We start from the raw sequence: 18,249 nt of genomic DNA, 5'->3' as shown, positions 1-18,249 counted from the left end.
CCCCGGACTGTAACTTGGCGCCCCCTTGCAACGTCTACCTGACGAGGCTCTATATGACCAGCCGCCTGAAACCCGACGACCAACAGCGTGTCGAAGAGTACCTGCAACTCTCCCAGAACAGAGTCGAGCGCAAGCCTTTCCGGCCGTGGCTGCTCTTCTGTGTGGTGCTGGTGGCGGTGATTGGGCTCGGCCTGCTGAGCCGCCTTTTGAGTTACCTGACGCTATGAGCTGCCTGGCGCTCGCGGGGGTAACTGCTCCGATTTCTTTTAGCCTTGCGAGATATCCCCATGACCCATCGTATTATTATCGTCGGCGGCGGCGCCGGCGGCCTGGAGTTGGCTACCCGCCTGGGTAAGACTCTGGGCAAGCGCGGTACCGCCAGCATCACGCTGGTAGATACCAACCTGACCCATATCTGGAAACCCCTTCTGCACGAAGTGGCTGCCGGGTCGCTGAACTCTTCTGAAGACGAACTTAATTATGTCGCCCAGGCCAAATGGAACCACTTCGAGTTCCAACTGGGGCGCATGAGCGGGCTTGACCGTGAACAGAAGAAAATCCAGCTGGCCGCCACCCTCGACGAAGAAGGCCGCGAGCTAGTGCCTGCGCGCGTGCTGGCCTATGACAGCCTGGTGATCGCGGTCGGCAGCACCACCAACGATTTCGGCACCGAGGGCGCGGCGCAACATTGCCTATTCCTCGACACCCGCAAGCAGGCCGAACGCTTCCACCAACAATTGCTCAACCACTATCTGCGCGCTCATGCAGGGCAGAGCGATGTGGTGGAGAAAATCAGCGTCGCGATCGTCGGCGCCGGCGCAACCGGCGTTGAACTGGCCGCCGAGCTGCATAACGCCGCCCATGAACTGGCGGCGTATGGCCTGGACCGCATCAAGCCGGAAAACATGCACATCACCCTGATCGAAGCCGGCCCACGGGTACTGCCTGCCCTGCCGGAGCGCATCGGCGCGCCCGTGCATAAAACCCTGGAGAAGCTCGGCGTGACCGTGCTGACCGACTCGGCGGTCAGTGAGGTGACGGCTGACGCGCTGATCACAAGCAGCGGCCAGGTGATTCCGGCCAGCTTGAAAGTGTGGGCCGCCGGGATTCGCGCGCCGGCGTTCCTCAAGGACATCGATGGGCTGGAAACCAATCGCATCAATCAGCTGCACGTACTGCAGACACTGCAAACCACCCGCGACGAAAATATCTTTGCCTTCGGCGACTGCGCGGCCTGCCCGCAACCGGGCACCGACCGCAACGTGCCGCCCCGTGCGCAAGCCGCTCACCAGCAGGCATCACTGCTGGCCAAGTCGCTGAAACTGCGAATTGAGGGCAAGGAGTTACCGTCGTACAAGTACACCGACTACGGGTCGCTGATTTCGCTGTCTCGCTTCTCGGCGGTGGGCAACCTGATGGGCAACCTGACCGGCAGCGTAATGCTGGAAGGCTGGCTGGCGCGGATGTTCTATGTGTCGCTGTACCGCATGCACCAGATGGCGCTGTATGGGTTCTTCCGTACGGCGATGTTGATGTTGGGCAGCAAGATCGGACGTGGCACGGAGCCGCGCCTCAAACTTCACTAAAAACGCATAAGCCATGTGGGAGCAAGCCCCCTCCCACAGTTACTCTTCAGCGCACTTGGGTTTCGTGCACGCAAAAAAAATCCCCGTATCTTTCGATACGAGGATTTTCAATATGGTCGGGGTAAGGGGATTCGAACTCCTGACATCCTGCTCCCAAAGCAGGCGCGCTACCGGACTGCGCTATACCCCGGTAATAAAAAGGCGACCTTTCAGTCGCCTTCTTCGATCAGCGCTTTTGGCCTCTGATCTTAAGATTCGATTCCAGCCTGAGCTGGTTTCAAAAATGGTGGGTCGTGTGGGATTCGAACCTACGACCAATTGGTTAAAAGCCAACTGCTCTACCAACTGAGCTAACGACCCAAATATGGTCGGGGTAGGGGGATTCGAACTCCCGACATCCTGCTCCCAAAGCAGGCGCGCTACCGGACTGCGCTATACCCCGGTTTGAAATTGGCTCCGTGACCAGGACTCGAACCTGGGACCCAATGATTAACAGTCATTTGCTCTACCGACTGAGCTATCACGGAACTACATATTTCAATTTTACTGCGGTGTAACCTTCCTCTTCGACCCTGTCCGTATCGCTACGTTAGCGTCTCTGAGGCGCGCTATTCTACAATCTTAAAAACCCCTGTCAACCCTTTAAATTGCTTTTAAGACAATGATTTGCGCTTCTTTCTGATTTCTTCTTGGGGAGAAGAAACCCGTGGGCTGACGTTGCTGCGGGGCGCACTTTACAAGCCTTTGCCTTACAGTTCAACGCCCTATCGAAAAAAAAGGCCCCGCAATGCGGAGCCTTCTCTTATCAGCCTTGCAGGATGGGCTTAGTGAAAGACGATTTCGTCGTTTTCCACCGTCGCTTCAACGCTGGTACCCGGCATGAAGCTGCCCGACAGGATCAACTGCGCCAGCGGGTTCTCGATCCAGCGCTGAATGGCACGTTTCAGAGGCCGTGCGCCATACACCGGGTCGTAACCTACCGCGATCAGCTTGTCCAACGCCTCGCGGCTCAGTTCCAGCGACAGCTCGCGCTCTGCCAGGCGAGCGCGTAGACGGCCCAACTGAATCTCAGTGATACCGGCGATCTGATCCCGCGCCAATGGTTCGAAGATCACTACTTCGTCGACCCGGTTGATAAATTCCGGGCGGAAGTGCGAGGTCAGCGCATCCATCACCGCCGCGCGCTGCGCCTCACGATCACCAACCAGCTCCTGGATCTGTGCCGAGCCCAGGTTGGACGTCATCACGATCACCGTGTTGCGAAAGTCCACGGTACGCCCGTGGCTGTCCGTCAACCGACCATCCTCCAATACTTGCAGCAAGATGTTGAACACATCCGGATGCGCCTTCTCCACTTCATCCAGCAGGATCACCGAGTAAGGCTTGCGCCGCACCGCTTCGGTCAGGTAACCGCCCTCTTCATAGCCCACATAGCCTGGCGGCGCACCGATCAGGCGAGCCACCGAGTGTTTCTCCATGAACTCAGACATATCGATCCGCACCATGGCCTCTTCAGTATCAAAGAGAAACTCGGCCAACGCTTTGCAAAGCTCTGTCTTACCCACACCGGTCGGGCCGAGGAACATAAACGAGCCGCTTGGACGGTTCGGGTCGGACAGGCCGGCCCGGGAACGGCGCACCGCATTGGACACCGCCACCACAGCTTCTTCCTGGCCGATCACGCGCTGGTGCAACAGGTGCTCCATCTTCAGCAGCTTATCGCGCTCGCCTTCGAGCATTTTCGACACCGGAATGCCGGTCCACTTCGAGACGACTTCGGCGATTTCCTCTTCGGTCACCTTGCTGCGCAGCAGCTGGTTTTCCGCCTTCCCGTGCTGGTCAACCATTTGCAGGCTGCGCTCCAGGTCGGGAATGACCCCGTACTGCAACTCGGCCATGCGGTTCAAGTCGCCTTTACGGCGCGCGGCTTCCAGTTCCTGGCGGGATTGCTCGATCTTCTGCTGGATTTGCGCAGAGCCCTGCACTTCGGCTTTTTCCGAAGTCCAGATTTCTTCGAGGTCCGAATATTCACGCTCCAGGCGCACGATTTCTTCCTGGAGTTTTTCCAGGCGTTTCTTCGCGGCGTCGTCCTCTTCTTTTTTCAGCGCCTGGGATTCGACTTTGAGTTGAATCAAGCGTCGGTCGAGACGGTCGAGCACTTCCGGCTTGGAATCGATTTCCATGCGAATACGGCTGGCCGCTTCGTCGATCAAGTCGATCGCCTTGTCCGGCAACTGACGGTCGGTGATATAGCGATGGCTCAGTTTGGCCGCCGCAATGATCGCGCCGTCGGTGATCGCCACCTTATGGTGGACCTCGTAACGCTCCTTCAGGCCGCGCAGGATCGCGATGGTGTCTTCCTCGCTCGGCTCTTCTACCAGCACTTTCTGGAAACGCCGCTCAAGGGCTGCGTCTTTTTCAATGTATTGGCGATATTCGTTGAGCGTGGTCGCACCGACGCAATGCAATTCGCCCCGCGCCAAGGCGGGCTTGAGCATGTTGCCTGCATCCATGGAGCCCTCGCCTTTACCGGCGCCGACCATAGTGTGCAGTTCGTCGATGAACAGAATGATCTGCCCTTCCTGCTTCGACAGCTCATTGAGCAGGGATTTGAGGCGCTCTTCGAACTCGCCACGGAACTTGGCACCCGCGATCAACGCCCCCATGTCCAGGGACAGCAAGCGCTTGCCTTTAAGGCCGTCCGGCACTTCACCATTAATGATGCGCTGGGCCAAACCCTCGGCAATCGCGGTTTTACCCACGCCAGGCTCACCGATCAGTACCGGGTTGTTCTTGGTACGCCGCTGCAGGACCTGGATGGTGCGACGGATTTCATCGTCACGCCCGATCACCGGGTCAAGCTTGCCGTCTTCGGCGCGCTTGGTCAGGTCGACGGTGTACTTGTCCAGGGCCTGGCGCGACTCCTCGTGGTTGGGGTCGTTGACCGCGTCGCCACCACGCAGGTTGTTGATGGCATTTTCCAAGGCTTTCTTGCTCACGCCCTGCCCCAACAGCAATTTGCCGAGCTTGCTGTTTTCGTCCATCGCGGCGAGCAACACCAGTTCGCTGGAAATGAACTGGTCGCCTTTTTGCTGGGCGAGGCGGTCGGCCTGGTTAAGCAGGCGCGCCAAGTCCTGCGACATGTTCACGTCGCCGGTCGGGTTCTGGATTTTCGGCAGTTGGTCGAGCTCTTTGCTCAACTCCTTGCGCAGGCTGTTGACGTCAAAGCCCACCTGCATCAGCAAAGGTTTGATAGAACCACCTTGCTGCTCCAGGAGCGCCTGCATCAAGTGCGCGGGCTCGATGGCCGGGTGGTCGAGGCCGACCGCCAAGGATTGGGAGTCCGATAAGGCCAACTGCAATTTGCTGGTTAAACGATCAATACGCATTAGTCACCTTCCTTTTGAGCAGGCCGGAGCTATAAAACATTCCTGAATGAAGAAACCTGCCAGATACCCTTATAGATGGGGTGGATTCTGGAGGATTCAAGCGGGCGATGCTTGATATGGATCAGGAGAGTCTAGCGTTCCAGCCAGATAAGGGAGGCAAACCGACCGGTGCGCGGGCTGCGGCGGTAAGAGAAGAAACGCGGGTCGGTCACCGTGCACAAACCGCCACCGTACACGGCCGTGACGCCACGCGCAGCGAGGCGCAGACGCGCCAGCATATAAATGTCGGCCATGAACTTGCCAAGGTTGCGGCTCGGCACAAAGGCGTCGACGGTACCCGGCAGTTGCTTCACGAAGGCGTCACGCACTTCCGGGCCGACCTCGAAGGCTTGCGGACCGATTGCCGGGCCCAGCCAGACCAATACATCGGCGGGCTCTGCGGCCAGGCTTTCAAAAGCAGCTTCCAACACACCCGCCGCCAGCCCACGCCAACCGGCATGGGCCGCCGCGACACGGGTACCCGCACGGTTGCAGAACAACGCAGGCAGGCAATCGGCGGTCATGGCGGTGCAGGCGATGCCCGGCGTGCTGGTCCAACTGCCATCGGCTTCAGCCGTGCGGTCGGGGTCGGCCTCGACCACACTCACGCCATGAACCTGGCGCAGCCAGGCCGGCTGAATACCAAAGGCTTCGGTAAGACGGCGGCGGTTCTCGAGGACGGCCTCAAGGCTGTCCTCGACATGATCGCCCAGGTTGAGGCTGTCGAACGGCGCCAGGCTCACGCCGCCCGCACGGGTGGTGACGCAGGCCTTTACCCGGTCCGGCGCGGGCCAGTCAGGTATCAGCCAGTCACTCATCCGACAAACGCCTCGCGATCTTGCTTGAGCAGCGACAGCAACCAGACAAAATCGTCAGGAAGTGGCGATTCCCAGCTCATGCGCTGACCGCTCGTCGGATGGTCCAGCTCCAGGAAGCGCGCATGCAGCGCCTGGCGCGGGAACGTTTTGAGCGACTCGACCATGGTCTGGCTGGCTGCCGGCGGAATACGGAAACGACCACCGTAGGCAGGATCGCCGACCAGCGGGAAGTTGATATGGGCCATGTGCACGCGAATCTGGTGGGTACGACCGGTTTCCAGCTTAACCCGCACGTGGGTGTGGGAACGGAAACGCTCCAGCACGCGGTAGTGGCTCACGGCCTGCTTACCACCTTCCATCACCGCCATACGCTGGCGCTGCTGGCCGTGGCGACCGATCGGGGCGTTGATCTTGCCACCCGCCACGACCACGCCGATCACGATGCACTCATAGATCCGGCTGACGCTACGGCTCTGCAACTGCGTAACCAGTTGCGTCTGCGCCTGAATGGTCTTGGCCACCACCATCAAGCCGGTGGTGTCCTTGTCCAGACGGTGCACGATGCCGCAGCGAGGCACATTGATAATGTCGGGGATGTGGTGCAACAAGGCATTGAGCAAAGTGCCATCAGCGTGCCCGGCCGCCGGGTGAACCACCAGGCCTGCGGGTTTATTGATGACCAGGATGTCGTCGTCTTCATAGACGATATCCAGCTCGATGTCCTGGGCGACCCATTCTCCCTGGGCTTCCTGCTCGGCAGTCAGCTCAAGAATCGCACCGCCATGGACTATGTCTCGCGGGCGGATAACCGCTCCATCCACAGTCAGGCGGCCGTCTTTGATCCAGGCGGAAAGGCGCGAGCGCGAGTGCTCAGCGAATAATTGTGCGGCGACTTGATCGAGGCGTTGGCCGCCCAATTCGGACGGCACCTCTGCGCGAAGTTCAATTTTATCGGACATGCTCAGACTAGGCGTGGCACAGCCTTTGGTTTCGGCTGCGCGCTTGTGGTTAAATACGGCGTCTTTTGCCCCGAGGCTTTCAACGGGGCGCTCATCATAACAGGACGGCCCCGCCCAAGACAGCGGCCGTCATAGGGACGCAAGCCGCCATGCAAGTGAAACACCTGCTGCTGATCGCCATCCTCGCCATGACTGCTGCTTGCTCGTCAACAAAGGAAGTCGTCGACGAAAACCTGAGCGAAGTCGAGTTGTACCAACTGGCTCAGAAAGACTTGGACAATAATAGCTACACCAGCGCCACAGCGAAGCTGAAGGCACTGGAGTCGCGCTATCCGTTCGGGCGCTATGCTGACCAGGCGCAGCTTGAACTCATCTACGCCAACTACAAGAACGCCGAGCCGGAGGCCGCCAAGTCCGCCGCCGAGCGCTTTATCCGCTTGCACCCACAGCACCCGAACGTCGACTACGCCTACTACATGAAGGGCCTGACCTCGTTCGATCAGGATGTTGGCCTGCTGGCGCGCTTCCTGCCGCTGGACATGACCAAGCGTGACCCCGGCGCCGCCCGCGATTCCTACAACGAGTTCGCCCAGCTGACCAGCCGCTACCCCAACAGCCGCTACGCGCCGGACGCCAAGCAGCGCATGATCTACCTGCGCAACCTGCTGGCGTCCTACGAAATTCACGTGGCGCACTACTACCTGACCCGTCAGGCCTACGTCGCTGCCGCCAACCGTGGCCGTTACGTGGTCGAGAACTTCCAGGAAACCCCTTCGGTGGGTGATGGCCTGGCCGTGATGACCGAGGCTTACCAGCGCCTGCACCTGGACGATCTGGCCAGCACCAGCCTGGAAACCCTGAAGCTCAACTACCCGGATCACCCTAGCCTGAAAGACGGCCAGTTCGTGCCTCAGGTCGCCGAAGCGGACAACCGTTCGTGGTTGAGCAAATATACCCTGGGCCTGATCGAGTCCCGCCCACCATTGCCGCCGGGCGAAACCCGCGCCAATCAGGACGTGATCAAGCAGTACCAGGACGCGAAAGACGCCATCCCTTCGGATCTCAAGCCTCACGACGAGAACGGCGACGTGATCGAAGAGGAAGCACCGCAAGCCCTGGGCAACAATCAGGACCGCTCGTGGTTCAGCTACATGACGTTCGGCGTGTTCGACTGATCAGTCGGCGAAACGTAAAAAGGAGCCCCCAGGGGGCTCCTTTTTTATGGGTGAGCATTATTACTCTGTGCGCCCGACATGTCCTTGGCTAAACTGGCGCATTACTTGTCGAGAACTGCCTACTATGCTTCGTCTTCTGTTCTGGATCGCCGTTATTGCTGCCGCGGTATGGTTCTGGCGCAAATTCAAAAGCCCAGCCGCCAAGCAACAGCGTGCCGGCGAGCCCCATTCGGCACTGATGGTGCGCTGCGCTCACTGCGGCGTGCACCTGCCGCAGGACCGCGCCCTCAGCTTGCGCCAGGAGTGGTACTGCACCCAGGCGCATTTGGAGCAAGGGCCGAAGTCTATCCAGCGTTGACTCGCCCTTCAGGCGCATAAGGTGAAGGGTCGATGATCGGCGTACGAGCCAGCAACAGATCGGCGAACAACTGACAGGAAGCCGGCGCCAGCACCAGGCCATTGCGATAATGCCCGCAATTGAGCCACAACCCTTCGAAGCCCGGCACCTGGCCGATATACGGAATGCCTTCCGGCGAACCTGGCCGCAAACCGGCCCAGTGCCCAACCACCTCGGCGTCCGCCAGTGCGGGAATCAGCTCGACGGCTGAGGCCTTGAGGCTTTCCAATGCGGTGTCAGTGGGGGTCTTGTCGAAGCCTTCGTGCTCCAGAGTACTGCCAATCAGGATATGCCCGTCGCGCCGCGGGATCGCATAACGCCCCTTGGCCAGCACCATGCACGACAGAAAATCCGCAGCGCATTTGTAGAGGATCATCTGGCCTTTTACCGGCTCCACTGGCAGCGACAAGCCCAGCGTGCCCAGCAGTTCACCGCTCCACGCGCCCGCCGCCAGCACCACCTGTTTGCCCAGGATCGGGCCATGTGCCGTATTCACCCCCAACACGCGCCCATCGCCGAGGACAAACCCGCTGACTTCGCACTGTTCGTGGAGGGTGACGCCGGGTAGAGCCAGCAACGCAGCCTTGAGCGACTTGACCAGGCGCGGGTTACGCACATTCGCCACGTCGGCCATATGGATCGCCTGGGAATACCCACCACCCAGCACCGGAACCGCGTCATGGGCAGCCGCCATATCGACCTTGCTCAGGGGGCGACCTTCACGGGCAGCCCAAGCCAGCGCCTCGGTTTCGTCGTCCAGGTCCAGCCAGTACAGGCCAGTGGTATGTACCTGCGGGTCGATACCCGTAGCGGCAAACAGCCGCTCGGCCAGTTGTGGATAAAAATCTTGGGACCAATGCGCCAGCGCGGTGACCGCCGGGCTATAGCGCCACGGATACAGGGGCGAAACAATACCGCCCCCCGCCCAGGACGACTCCTGCCCCACGCCCGCGCGCTCCAGCAGCACCACCGCCTGCCCCTGGGTCGCAAGGTTGTACGCCGTCAACAAACCGATGACTCCGCCACCGACGATCACCACTTGCTGTTGCCTAGCCATCATTCGATCCAGCCGATAAAAAGAAACAAGCGCACCCGGCGCCCAGTCATCCAACACTCTCATCACTGCCCCCAGCACTGGTGCCGCGACATTTCAGGCGCTGCACCCGGGTTTTCCCGCGCACCGGTGCTGGTCAAGCTGAAGTTACCGCACGGGTCGTCGACCATAGCTGAGCCTGTGATCGGCACCGCCAGCAGGTGGAAATCCTGAGGATTCAACACAGCGGTGATTCTATAGCGATCATTGCCCGCGCTGATGCCACTGGCGTCAATAAAAGTGCCGTTGCTCGTATAAAAGCGCTCCAGGTGCTGGGCTTGCTCGTTCAACAACGCGACAATTTCCGCGCGATAAACCTTCTTCACATGGCCGGAGTAGCCGGGGTAAGCGATCCCGGCCATAAATGCGATGATCGCCATGGCGATCAGTAACTCGATCAGGGTAAAGCCCAGGCTGTCCTTGCCCATCCCACTGCTCCTCATTGAAGTTGTCGCCACGCCACTCGCTGAAACCGCGAGCGCCCCTGCTCTTCTACCCGCGCATACACGGTCTCCAATACGGTGCGCGATTGACCACTGAGGCCGACCGCCGTGACCCGGAACAACGCCGCAGAACTGTGCGGCGGCAAATGCGCCAGCCCGGTCCCAACCCCCAAGGATTGAACCCCATAAAGCCCAGCCTTGAGGGCAACCCAGCTAACCGCCGAAACAGGATGAGCCCCGGCGCCCAGCACCGAAAATGCCTCGCCCGGCGGCGCACAATGGATGATCGACCGGCACAGGGGCATGACGGCGCCCATTTGCTGCACAGCCCGTTCCCCCAGCCTCAAGCCGCTCTCGGCACTTTGGAACGACTGGTTGCGATGCCAAAGGCTGCCGGCGATCTTTTGCTGGGTAACGGCCCCCTGCATCGACGACAAGCCGATCAACGACAACAGCAGCAGAAGGACCAGGCTGGTCAGCAAGACCATGCCCGTCTGTCGCGAAGAAATACCCACCATCATCAAGATGCCCCTACCCCAGGCGGTTTCGCAGCGCCGCCACGACACTGTAGGTTTGGTCTTTGACACGGCCAGCTGGGTCTTGCAGAGTCATGCGCAGGCGCACGCTGCGGATCAAGGCTTCGTCGGCGGGGCGGGTCTCGTAACGCACAACGCCTGTCGAATCCAACCTGGCGGCCACGCCGAAACTGATATCGAATGCCCGTACGTTATCCACCAGTACCGCCTTGGCCGGTGCATTGGGCGTGGCGACCTTCAACTGCCCGGTCTCGAAGGTATAGGTGAGTTGGCGTATAGCAAAACGGATCTGCCCGGGCTCGGGCGCAGGAGCGTTACCGATATAGGCGTGGGCAGTGGACGTGCAGTCCGACAGTACCGTCCAATCCGGCCTGCCACCCTCTTCGCCAACCTGCGCCGTGAGCAACGTCAGCGAAGTCGAACCGCCCCCGGCACTCCAGGTGATGGGTCGATCAAAGGCTAAAGGCGCATTCTCGATAAACGCCGGGGCCAAACAGCCAAACATGCCTGCCTGACGAATATCCTGGATCATTTTGCTCAGTACAAAGCGTGCGTCATCTTGCAGCAGCATCGCCGCCTGTTGACTGGCGTGGGTCACGCGGGAACTGATCAGCACCTGGCTTGCGCCAAGCAACAGCACAAGCCCGATAACCAAGGCCAATAACAACTCCACCAGACTGAAACCGCGAACCCGGTACCTCATTGCGCCACTCGTGACGCAGAGCCGATGCGACTGGTCAGCGTGAACGTTTCCCGGGCTCCGGCCGTGTGCGTCGCCCTGCTGTCATCCCAACGGATGCTCACGGTCACTTCATCTGCACTGACCGCTACCGCGCCTTTGGCGCTCTCGCCGGCAAACCCGAGGATGTTGCTCTGGAAATCGCGCAGATCCAGGTCGCGCACCCCGGCAGAGGTGGTCGGGGCTCGCTCAATTCGCCCCCATTGGTAGTCCGCGCTGGAATTGGCGCGGATTCGGTCGAGCATGTCATAGGCGATGAAACTGGCTTGGCTGGCCATCCTCGCGCTGTCGGTGTACTTGAGCGCATTGAGCTGAAGCGCAGCCGCACCTAACAGACCAACGGTAAGAATCAGCACCGCTACCAGCGCCTCGATCAGCGTCATGCCGATTTGGTACCGGGGTAAAGAGCAGGAAAAACAAGTGTTCACATAAATCTGCATTACCGTCGCGATCCGTGTCGAAGGCCAGAAAAGCAGGCAAAGCCCGCCGTGCGACTCAAGCCTAGCGCTGGTTTTTCGCCCGTGCCGCTCGCGGAACAAAGGGAAATACTTTGGACGTAAAGGCCATCATCCAGCGCCTCGTTCCAGCCGCTATACCTTTGACTGAGCCGCATCCAGACCTGCGTCCACGGAGGGACATTACATGCGCCAACGGGGTTTCACTTTAATAGAGCTGCTGCTCGGGCTGCTGGTGAGCGGCATCCTGGCGCACCTGGCCGTGCCCGGTTTCAAGAGCCTGCTCGAGTCACAGCAACGACAGAGCGCGGCACGATCACTGGCGAGCGGGCTTCGCTTCGCCCGCACTGAAGCCATCGTACGCAACCGGGCGGTGGTCATTTACGCCGTCAATGATGACTGGAGCCAAGGCTGGCGGGTAATCGCGGATCTGAGCGGGCGCGGTCAAGAGGACGATGACAACCCCGTACTGCTGGAGCGCCAGGACAGCGGGCGCGTGCCCATCGTCGGCAATGGGCCGGTCAAGAGCCAGGTACGTTTCAACGGGCTGGGCGAACCGGTGTTTTCAGGAGGAGGGTTTCGGGCCGGCACGGTGCATGTCTGCGCCACGGACCAGCCCCAGAGCTTGCACCAGGTGGTGTTGGCACCCAGCGGGCGCATCAGCCTGCGCAGCGACAAAGCCGAGCAGGCGTTGTGCCGGAGCTATTCCGGCATCCCGGCCGTCACAGCAGCGAGCGCACCCGCAGCTCCTTGGGCATAGAGAACGTGATGTTCTCCTCACGGCCAGCCAATTCATCAGCGCCGGTAGCACCCCAGGCATGCAGTTGCTGGATAACGCCGCGCACCAGCACTTCCGGGGCCGAGGCGCCGGCGGTGATACCAATCCGCTCGACACCGTCGAACCAGCTGCGCTGCAGGTCTTCGGCACCGTCGATCAGGTATGCCGGTGTCGCCATGCGCTCAGCCAACTCGCGCAGGCGGTTGGAGTTGGAGCTGTTTGGGCTGCCGACGACCAGTACCACATCGCATTCATCAGCCAGTTGCTTGACCGCATCCTGGCGGTTTTGGGTGGCGTAGCAAATGTCGTCTTTGCGCGGGCCGCCAATGGCTGGAAAGCGGGTGCGCAGGGCATCGATCACGCGACTGGTATCGTCCATGGACAAGGTGGTCTGGGTCACGAAGGCCAAACGTTCAGGGTTATTCACCTGTAGGCTGGCGACGTCTTTTTCGTCTTCCACCAGGTAAATCGCGCCGCCATTACTGGCGTCGTACTGGCCCATGGTGCCTTCAACTTCCGGGTGGCCGGCATGGCCGATCAGGATGCATTCACGACCGTCGCGACTGTAGCGCGCGACTTCGATATGCACCTTGGTGACCAGCGGGCACGTGGCGTCGAAGACTTTCAGGCCACGGCCTGCCGCTTCGGTACGCACGGCCTGGGAAACACCATGGGCGCTGAAGATAACGATAACGTCGTCCGGCACCTGATCCAGCTCTTCGACAAAGATCGCACCGCGTGCGCGCAGGTCCTCGACCACGAATTTGTTGTGGACGACTTCATGGCGCACGTAGATAGGCGGCCCGAAGACTTCAAGGGCGCGGTTGACGATTTCGATCGCCCTATCCACGCCGGCGCAGAAACCACGGGGGTTGGCGAGTTTGATTTGCATGCTGTGCCTCGTGTTTTGCAGCCACATTGAGTCAATTTGACACTGACTCAACCAACAATGGAGATCAAAGGTGGGAGGGGGCTGGCTCCCGATATCGGTATATCAGTCTGTACATATTTAGCTGATACGCCGCTATCGGGAGCTAGCCCCCTCCCACATTTTAGAGCGCGTACGCTCAGTTACAGCGCTTTGACGTTAATAATCTCGACGTCAAAGGTCAGTGTCTTGCCAGCCAACGGGTGGTTGAAGTCGATGGTCACTTGCGCGTCATCAAATGCTTTCACCACGCCAGGCAATTCAGTGTTCGCCGCATCGTTGAAAATCACCAGCAGGCCTTCCGACAGTTCCATATCCTGGAACTGCGAACGCGGGATGATCTGTACGTTTTGCGGGTTGGGCTGGCCAAAGGCGTTTTCCGGCAGGATCTGCAGGGTGCGCTTGTCACCGGCCTTGAAACCGAACAGTGCCGCTTCGAAACCCGGCAGCAGGTTGCCGTCGCCGACTTTGAAGGTCGCCGGGGCCTTGTCGAACGTGCTGTCGACCGTGTCGCCATTTTCCAGACGCAGTGCGAAATGCAAAGTGACTTCCGTGTTCTGGCCGATGCGTTGCTCAGCCAATACCTGATCAGTCATTGACGGTCTCTCCGGTTTTCTTACTTTTGAACATATCCAGCGCCAGCATGATTGCGCCCACGGTGATGGCACTGTCGGCGAAGTTGAACGCAGGGAAATAATGACGGTTCTGCCAATGCACCAGGATGAAGTCGATCACATGGCCGAGGGCAATGCGGTCGTACAGGTTACCCAGTGCACCGCCCAGCACCAGGGCCAGGGCGACGGCAAGCCAGGTGTCATCACGGCCCAGGCGCTTGAGCCAGACCACCAGCACCGCACTGACCACCAAGGCGATCAGGGCAAACAACCAACGCTGCCAACCACCACCATCGGCGAGGAAACTGAAGGCGGCGCCGGTGTTGTAGGCCAGGGTCCAACTGAAGTAATCCGGGATCACCACGATTTGCTGGAACATTTCCAGGGAGCCTTCGAAGTGAGCCTTGCTGACCTGGTCAATGATCAGGATCAGCAGGCTCAACACGAGCAAGCCCAGGCGTCCGAAACGACGGGTGTCAGGCATAGTGACGAACCTCGCCTTCACCGGAAATGTTGTCGACGCAACGACCGCAGATTTCCGGATGCTCCGGGTTTACGCCGACATCTTCACGGCAGTGCCAGCAACGCGCGCACTTGGGGAAGGCCGACTTGACCACTTTGAGCTTGAGGCCCGGCACTTCGGTGGCCACGGCGTCCGCCGGGGCCTGGGCGAATGGCGCCAGGCTCGCGGTGGAGGTGATCAGCACAAAGCGCAGTTCGTTGCTCAGCTTGGCCAGGTCGGCCGTCAGGCCTTCCTCGGCAAACAGGGTGACTTCGGCTTGCAGGTTGCCGCCAACGGCTTTGGCCGCACGCTGAACCTCCAGCTCCTTGTTCACCGCGACCTTGACGGCCATTACGCCTTCCCAGTATTCGCGGCCCAGTTCGAAGTCAGCCGGCAACTCGGTCAGGCCTTCATACCAGGTGTTGAGCATGACCGATTCGTTACGCTCGCCCGGCAGGTATTCCCACAGCTCGTCGGCGGTGAAGGCCAGGATCGGCGCGATCCAGCGCACCAGCGCTTCAGAGATGTGGTACAGCGCGGTCTGCGCCGAGCGGCGTGCCTTGCTGTTGGCGCCGGTGGTGTACTGGCGGTCCTTGATGATGTCGAGGTAGAAACCACCGAGCTCCTGCACGCAGAAGTTGTGGATTTTCGAGTAGACGTTCCAGAAGCGGTATTCGCCGTAGTGTTCCTGCAACTCGCGCTGCAGCAACAGGGTACGGTCCACGGCCCAACGGTCCAGGGCGAGCATGTCCTCGGCCGGCAGGATGTCGGTGGCCGGGTTAAAACCGGTCAGGTTCGACAGCAGGAAGCGCGCGGTATTACGGATACGGCGGTAGGCATCGGCGCTGCGGGCCAAGATCTGGTCCGACACGGCGATTTCGCCCGAGTAATCGGTAGACGCCACCCACAGGCGCATGATGTCGGCGCCCAGGGTGTCGTTGATTTTTTTCGGTTCGATCACGTTTTTCAGCGACTTGGACATCTTGCGACCCGTCTCGTCGACGGTGAAGCCGTGGGTCAGCAGTTCGCGGTACGGCGCGTGATTGTCGATAGCGCAACCGGTCAGCAACGAAGAGTGGAACCAGCCACGGTGCTGGTCGGAACCTTCCAGGTACAGGTCGGCACGCGGGCCAGCGTCATGGCCCATCGGGTGCGAACCACGCAGCACGTGCCAATGGGTGGTGCCGGAGTCGAACCACACGTCGAGGGTGTCGCTGATCTTGTCGTACTGCGGCGCTTCGTCGCCCAGCAGCTCGGCGGCGTCCAGCTTGAACCAGGCTTCGATGCCTTCCTGTTCAACGCGCTGGGCCACGACTTCCATCAGTTCGACGGTGCGCGGGTGCAGTTCGCCGCTTTCCTTGTTCAGGAAGAACGGGATCGGCACGCCCCAGTTACGTTGGCGGGAGATGCACCAGTCCGGGCGATTGGCGATCATCGAGTGCAGGCGCGCCTGGCCCCAGGCCGGCACGAACTGGGTGTCTTCAATGGCTTTGAGCGAGCGAACACGCAGGGTGTCGCCGCTGGTCGGCGCTTTGTCCATGCCGATGAACCACTGCGCAGTGGCGCGGTAGATCAGCGGAGTCTTGTGGCGCCAGCAGTGCATGTAGCTGTGCTTGATGGTGTCGGTTTGCATCAGCGCACCGACTTCACGCAACTTGTCGATGATCGGCTGATCGGCCTTGAAGATGAACTGGCCGCCGAAGAACTCCAGCGACGGCACGTAGACACCGTTGCTCTGTACCGGGTTGATGATGTCGTCGTTGACCATGCCGTATTTCTTGCAGATCACGAAGTCGTCCACGCCGTAGGCCGGCGAGCAGTGGACAATGCCAGTACCCGAACCCAGCTCGACGTAGTCAGCCAGGTACACCGGCGACAGGCGGTCATAGAACGGGTGACGGAAGTTGATCAGTTCCAGCGCGGAGCCGGTGGTGGTGGCGATCACCGAGCCTTGCAGTTCGTAACGCGCCAGGCACGCCTCGACCATTTCCTCGGCGAGCACCAGCAGGCGATCACCCACGTCCACCAGGGCGTAGGTGAATTCCGGGTGCACGTTCAGCGCCTGGTTGGCGGGAATGGTCCAGGGGGTGGTGGTCCAGATCACGATGGCAGCCGGCTTGGCCAGGCTTGCCAGGCCGAAAGCCTCGGCCAGCTTGGCGTCGTCGGCGATCGGGAAGGCCACGTCGATGGTCGAGGACTTCTTGTCTTCGTACTCGACTTCCGCTTCAGCCAGGGCCGAACCGCAGTCAAAGCACCAGTTCACGGGCTTGAGGCCCTTGAACACGAAACCGCCCTTGACGATTTCGGCCAAGGCACGGATTTCACCGGCCTCGTTCTTGAAGTTCATGGTTTTGTACGGGTTGGCCCAGTCGCCCAGCACACCCAGGCGGATGAACTCGGACTTCTGCCCTTCGATCTGCTCGGTGGCGTAGGCACGGCACAGTTCGCGGGTTTTATCGGCACCCAGGTTCTTGCCGTAGGTCACTTCGACTTTGTGCTCGATCGGCAGGCCGTGGCAGTCCCAACCCGGGACATAGGGTGCGTCGAAGCCCGAAAGGGTTTTGGAGCGCAGGATCATGTCCTTGAGAATCTTGTTCAGCGCATGACCGATGTGAATCGTGCCGTTGGCATAAGGAGGGCCGTCGTGCAGGACGAACTTCGGACGATCCTTGCCAATTTCGCGCAACTTTCCGTACAGGCCAATACTGTCCCAGCGCTGCAGGATCTGCGGTTCGCGCTGTGGCAGGCCGGCCTTCATTGGGAAGGCGGTGTCCGGAAGGTTTAGCGTGGCTTTATAGTCGGTCATTTAAGGCTCTTCGGTTAGCGATGGGCGCTAGGTGCGGCTAGTGCACGGGCGGCGGCGACATCCGCATTGATCGCCGTTTTCAACGCCTCAAGGGAGGCGAAACGCTGCTCTTCACGCAGCTTTTGGTGGAAAACCACCGTCAAACGCCGGTCGTATAAATCACCGGCAAAATCCAAAAGGTGAACTTCCAGGTGGGCCTTGCCATCACCTGCAACCGTGGGCCTGACGCCTATATTGGCGACTCCCGGCCACGATTGGCCGTCGATGTCGACGCTCACCAGGTAAACCCCGGTCAGCGGCACTCGACGGCGCTTGAGTTGCACGTTGGCGGTAGGCGTGCCTAATTGGCGCGCCAACTTCTGGCCGTGCAACACCCGCCCGGCAATGCGGAACGGGCGACCGAGCAATCGCTCGGCCAAGGCGAAGTCGGCAGCGGCCAGGGCGTTACGCACCTGTGTACTGCTCACGCGCAGGCCGTCCAGTTCGACGGTTTGCGCGGCCTCGACGGTAAAACCCTGCTCTACGCCAGCGTGTTGCAGGAAATCGAAATCGCCGACGCGGTCGCAACCAAAACGGAAGTCGTCACCGACCTCCAAGTGTTGTACGCCCAAGCCATCCACCAGGATGCGATCGACGAATTCGGCGGCGCTGAGGCTTTGCAAGCGCTGGTTGAAAGCCAGGCAGAGAACGCGGTCCACGCCTTCTTCAGCCAGCAGTTGCAGCTTGTCCCGCAAGCGGGCCAGGCGGGCCGGAGCCGTTTCTGGGGTAAAGAACTCCCGCGGCTGTGGCTCAAAAATCACCACGCAGCTGGGTACGCCCAACTCGACGGCGCGCTCGCGCAGCCGGGCCAGGATAGCCTGGTGGCCACGGTGAACACCGTCAAAGTTGCCAATAGTGGCGACGCAGCCCCGATGCTCGGGGCGCAGGTTGTGGAGACCTCGAACCAGCTGCATAACGCGCTTCTTGCTCATAAAGTGGTCGATTATAACCAC

General features: G+C 60.3%; 18 protein-coding genes and 4 tRNA genes. 5 read left to right on the top strand and 17 right to left on the bottom strand.

What is annotated here, in order from left to right; translation table 11 throughout:
- Window positions 1-53: 53 nt before the first annotated feature.
- Entirely contained in the window at window positions 54-227 is a 174-nt protein-coding gene (locus tag KSS96_RS04745; RefSeq protein WP_065877314.1) for a DUF3094 family protein, read from the top strand.
- Window positions 228-287: 60 nt separating this feature from the next.
- Window positions 288-1,586, top strand: a complete 1,299-nt coding sequence (locus KSS96_RS04740; RefSeq protein WP_065877315.1) for an NAD(P)/FAD-dependent oxidoreductase — start codon at window positions 288-290, stop codon at window positions 1,584-1,586.
- 113 nt (window positions 1,587-1,699) lie between these two features.
- Here the strand turns inward: KSS96_RS04740 and KSS96_RS04735 are convergent.
- The 7 genes from KSS96_RS04735 to rluD all read right to left on the bottom strand — a co-directional run bounded on the left by KSS96_RS04735 (window position 1,700) and on the right by rluD (window position 6,791).
- Window positions 1,700-1,776: transfer RNA gene (locus KSS96_RS04735), tRNA-Pro, on the bottom strand.
- A gap of 94 nt (window positions 1,777-1,870) precedes the next feature.
- Window positions 1,871-1,946, bottom strand: a tRNA-Lys gene (locus tag KSS96_RS04730).
- A 5-nt stretch (window positions 1,947-1,951) separates the two neighbouring features.
- A tRNA-Pro gene (locus tag KSS96_RS04725) sits at window positions 1,952-2,028 on the bottom strand.
- Between the two features lie 9 nt (window positions 2,029-2,037).
- Window positions 2,038-2,113 (bottom strand) — tRNA-Asn (locus KSS96_RS04720).
- A 297-nt stretch (window positions 2,114-2,410) separates the two neighbouring features.
- The gene (clpB, locus tag KSS96_RS04715) at window positions 2,411-4,975 is read right to left on the bottom strand and encodes an ATP-dependent chaperone ClpB (protein ID WP_065877316.1); all 2,565 of its coding nucleotides are present in this window, start codon (window positions 4,973-4,975) and stop codon (window positions 2,411-2,413) included.
- A 131-nt stretch (window positions 4,976-5,106) separates the two neighbouring features.
- Window positions 5,107-5,832 (bottom strand): peptidoglycan editing factor PgeF, encoded by a 726-nt coding sequence (gene pgeF / locus KSS96_RS04710; RefSeq protein WP_065877317.1) that lies wholly within the window; start codon window positions 5,830-5,832, stop codon window positions 5,107-5,109.
- On the bottom strand, window positions 5,829-6,791 hold the full coding sequence (rluD, locus tag KSS96_RS04705; RefSeq protein WP_003171668.1) for a 23S rRNA pseudouridine(1911/1915/1917) synthase RluD: 963 nt from the start codon (window positions 6,789-6,791) through the stop codon (window positions 5,829-5,831). Before rluD ends, pgeF begins: the two co-directional genes overlap by 4 nt.
- Before the next feature lie 149 nt (window positions 6,792-6,940).
- Here rluD and KSS96_RS04700 point away from each other — a divergent pair, with 149 nt between their 5' ends.
- Both KSS96_RS04700 and KSS96_RS04695 read left to right on the top strand, forming a co-directional pair.
- Window positions 6,941-7,966, top strand: coding sequence for an outer membrane protein assembly factor BamD (locus tag KSS96_RS04700; RefSeq protein ID WP_017529870.1), 1,026 nt, complete (start codon window positions 6,941-6,943; stop codon window positions 7,964-7,966).
- Between the two features lie 124 nt (window positions 7,967-8,090).
- Complete coding sequence (locus KSS96_RS04695) at window positions 8,091-8,324, top strand: PP0621 family protein (RefSeq protein WP_017529871.1); 234 nt, start codon at window positions 8,091-8,093, stop codon at window positions 8,322-8,324.
- Here KSS96_RS04695 and thiO read toward each other — a convergent pair.
- The 5 genes from thiO to pilV form a co-directional block, all read right to left on the bottom strand.
- On the bottom strand, window positions 8,311-9,420 hold the full coding sequence (gene thiO / locus KSS96_RS04690) for a glycine oxidase ThiO (protein WP_065877318.1): 1,110 nt from the start codon (window positions 9,418-9,420) through the stop codon (window positions 8,311-8,313). The genes KSS96_RS04695 and thiO overlap by 14 nt on opposite strands.
- Window positions 9,421-9,482: 62 nt before the next feature.
- Entirely contained in the window at window positions 9,483-9,884 is a 402-nt protein-coding gene (locus tag KSS96_RS04685; protein WP_065877319.1) for a type IV pilin protein, read from the bottom strand.
- A gap of 11 nt (window positions 9,885-9,895) precedes the next feature.
- Window positions 9,896-10,420, bottom strand: a complete 525-nt coding sequence (locus tag KSS96_RS04680; protein ID WP_116078484.1) for a pilus assembly PilX family protein — start codon at window positions 10,418-10,420, stop codon at window positions 9,896-9,898.
- A gap of 10 nt (window positions 10,421-10,430) precedes the next feature.
- A complete protein-coding gene (locus KSS96_RS04675) occupies window positions 10,431-11,138 on the bottom strand; it encodes a PilW family protein (RefSeq protein WP_017529875.1) in 708 nt (235 codons plus the stop codon).
- Window positions 11,135-11,614, bottom strand: coding sequence for a type IV pilus modification protein PilV (gene pilV / locus KSS96_RS04670; RefSeq protein ID WP_065877320.1), 480 nt, complete (start codon window positions 11,612-11,614; stop codon window positions 11,135-11,137). The genes KSS96_RS04675 and pilV overlap by 4 nt, the downstream gene beginning before the upstream one ends.
- Before the next feature lie 202 nt (window positions 11,615-11,816).
- On the opposite strand from pilV, the gene KSS96_RS04665 reads away from it, so the two are divergent.
- Window positions 11,817-12,389, top strand: a complete 573-nt coding sequence (locus KSS96_RS04665) for a GspH/FimT family pseudopilin (RefSeq protein ID WP_017529877.1) — start codon at window positions 11,817-11,819, stop codon at window positions 12,387-12,389.
- On the opposite strand, the gene ispH is transcribed toward KSS96_RS04665, so the two are convergent.
- From ispH to ribF, 5 genes are all read right to left on the bottom strand, one after another.
- Window positions 12,352-13,299, bottom strand: coding sequence for a 4-hydroxy-3-methylbut-2-enyl diphosphate reductase (ispH, locus tag KSS96_RS04660; protein WP_017529878.1), 948 nt, complete (start codon window positions 13,297-13,299; stop codon window positions 12,352-12,354). The genes KSS96_RS04665 and ispH overlap by 38 nt on opposite strands.
- A gap of 179 nt (window positions 13,300-13,478) precedes the next feature.
- The gene (gene fkpB, locus KSS96_RS04655) at window positions 13,479-13,916 is read right to left on the bottom strand and encodes an FKBP-type peptidyl-prolyl cis-trans isomerase (RefSeq protein WP_175404195.1); all 438 of its coding nucleotides are present in this window, start codon (window positions 13,914-13,916) and stop codon (window positions 13,479-13,481) included.
- Between the two features lie 7 nt (window positions 13,917-13,923).
- Entirely contained in the window at window positions 13,924-14,433 is a 510-nt protein-coding gene (lspA, locus tag KSS96_RS04650; RefSeq protein WP_017529880.1) for a signal peptidase II, read from the bottom strand.
- Window positions 14,426-17,257 (bottom strand): isoleucine--tRNA ligase, encoded by a 2,832-nt coding sequence (ileS, locus tag KSS96_RS04645; protein ID WP_065877322.1) that lies wholly within the window; start codon window positions 17,255-17,257, stop codon window positions 14,426-14,428. Before ileS ends, lspA begins: the two co-directional genes overlap by 8 nt.
- A 14-nt stretch (window positions 17,258-17,271) precedes the next feature.
- Window positions 17,272-18,210 (bottom strand): bifunctional riboflavin kinase/FAD synthetase, encoded by a 939-nt coding sequence (gene ribF, locus KSS96_RS04640; RefSeq protein WP_017529882.1) that lies wholly within the window; start codon window positions 18,208-18,210, stop codon window positions 17,272-17,274.
- Window positions 18,211-18,249 lie beyond the last annotated feature (39 nt).

Origin of the sequence: Pseudomonas asgharzadehiana (assembly GCF_019139815.1) — a bacterium.
GTDB lineage: Bacteria > Pseudomonadota > Gammaproteobacteria > Pseudomonadales > Pseudomonadaceae > Aquipseudomonas > Aquipseudomonas asgharzadehiana.
Note: the sequence above shows the minus strand (reverse complement) of the source record. Positions and strands in the feature narration are given on the sequence as shown.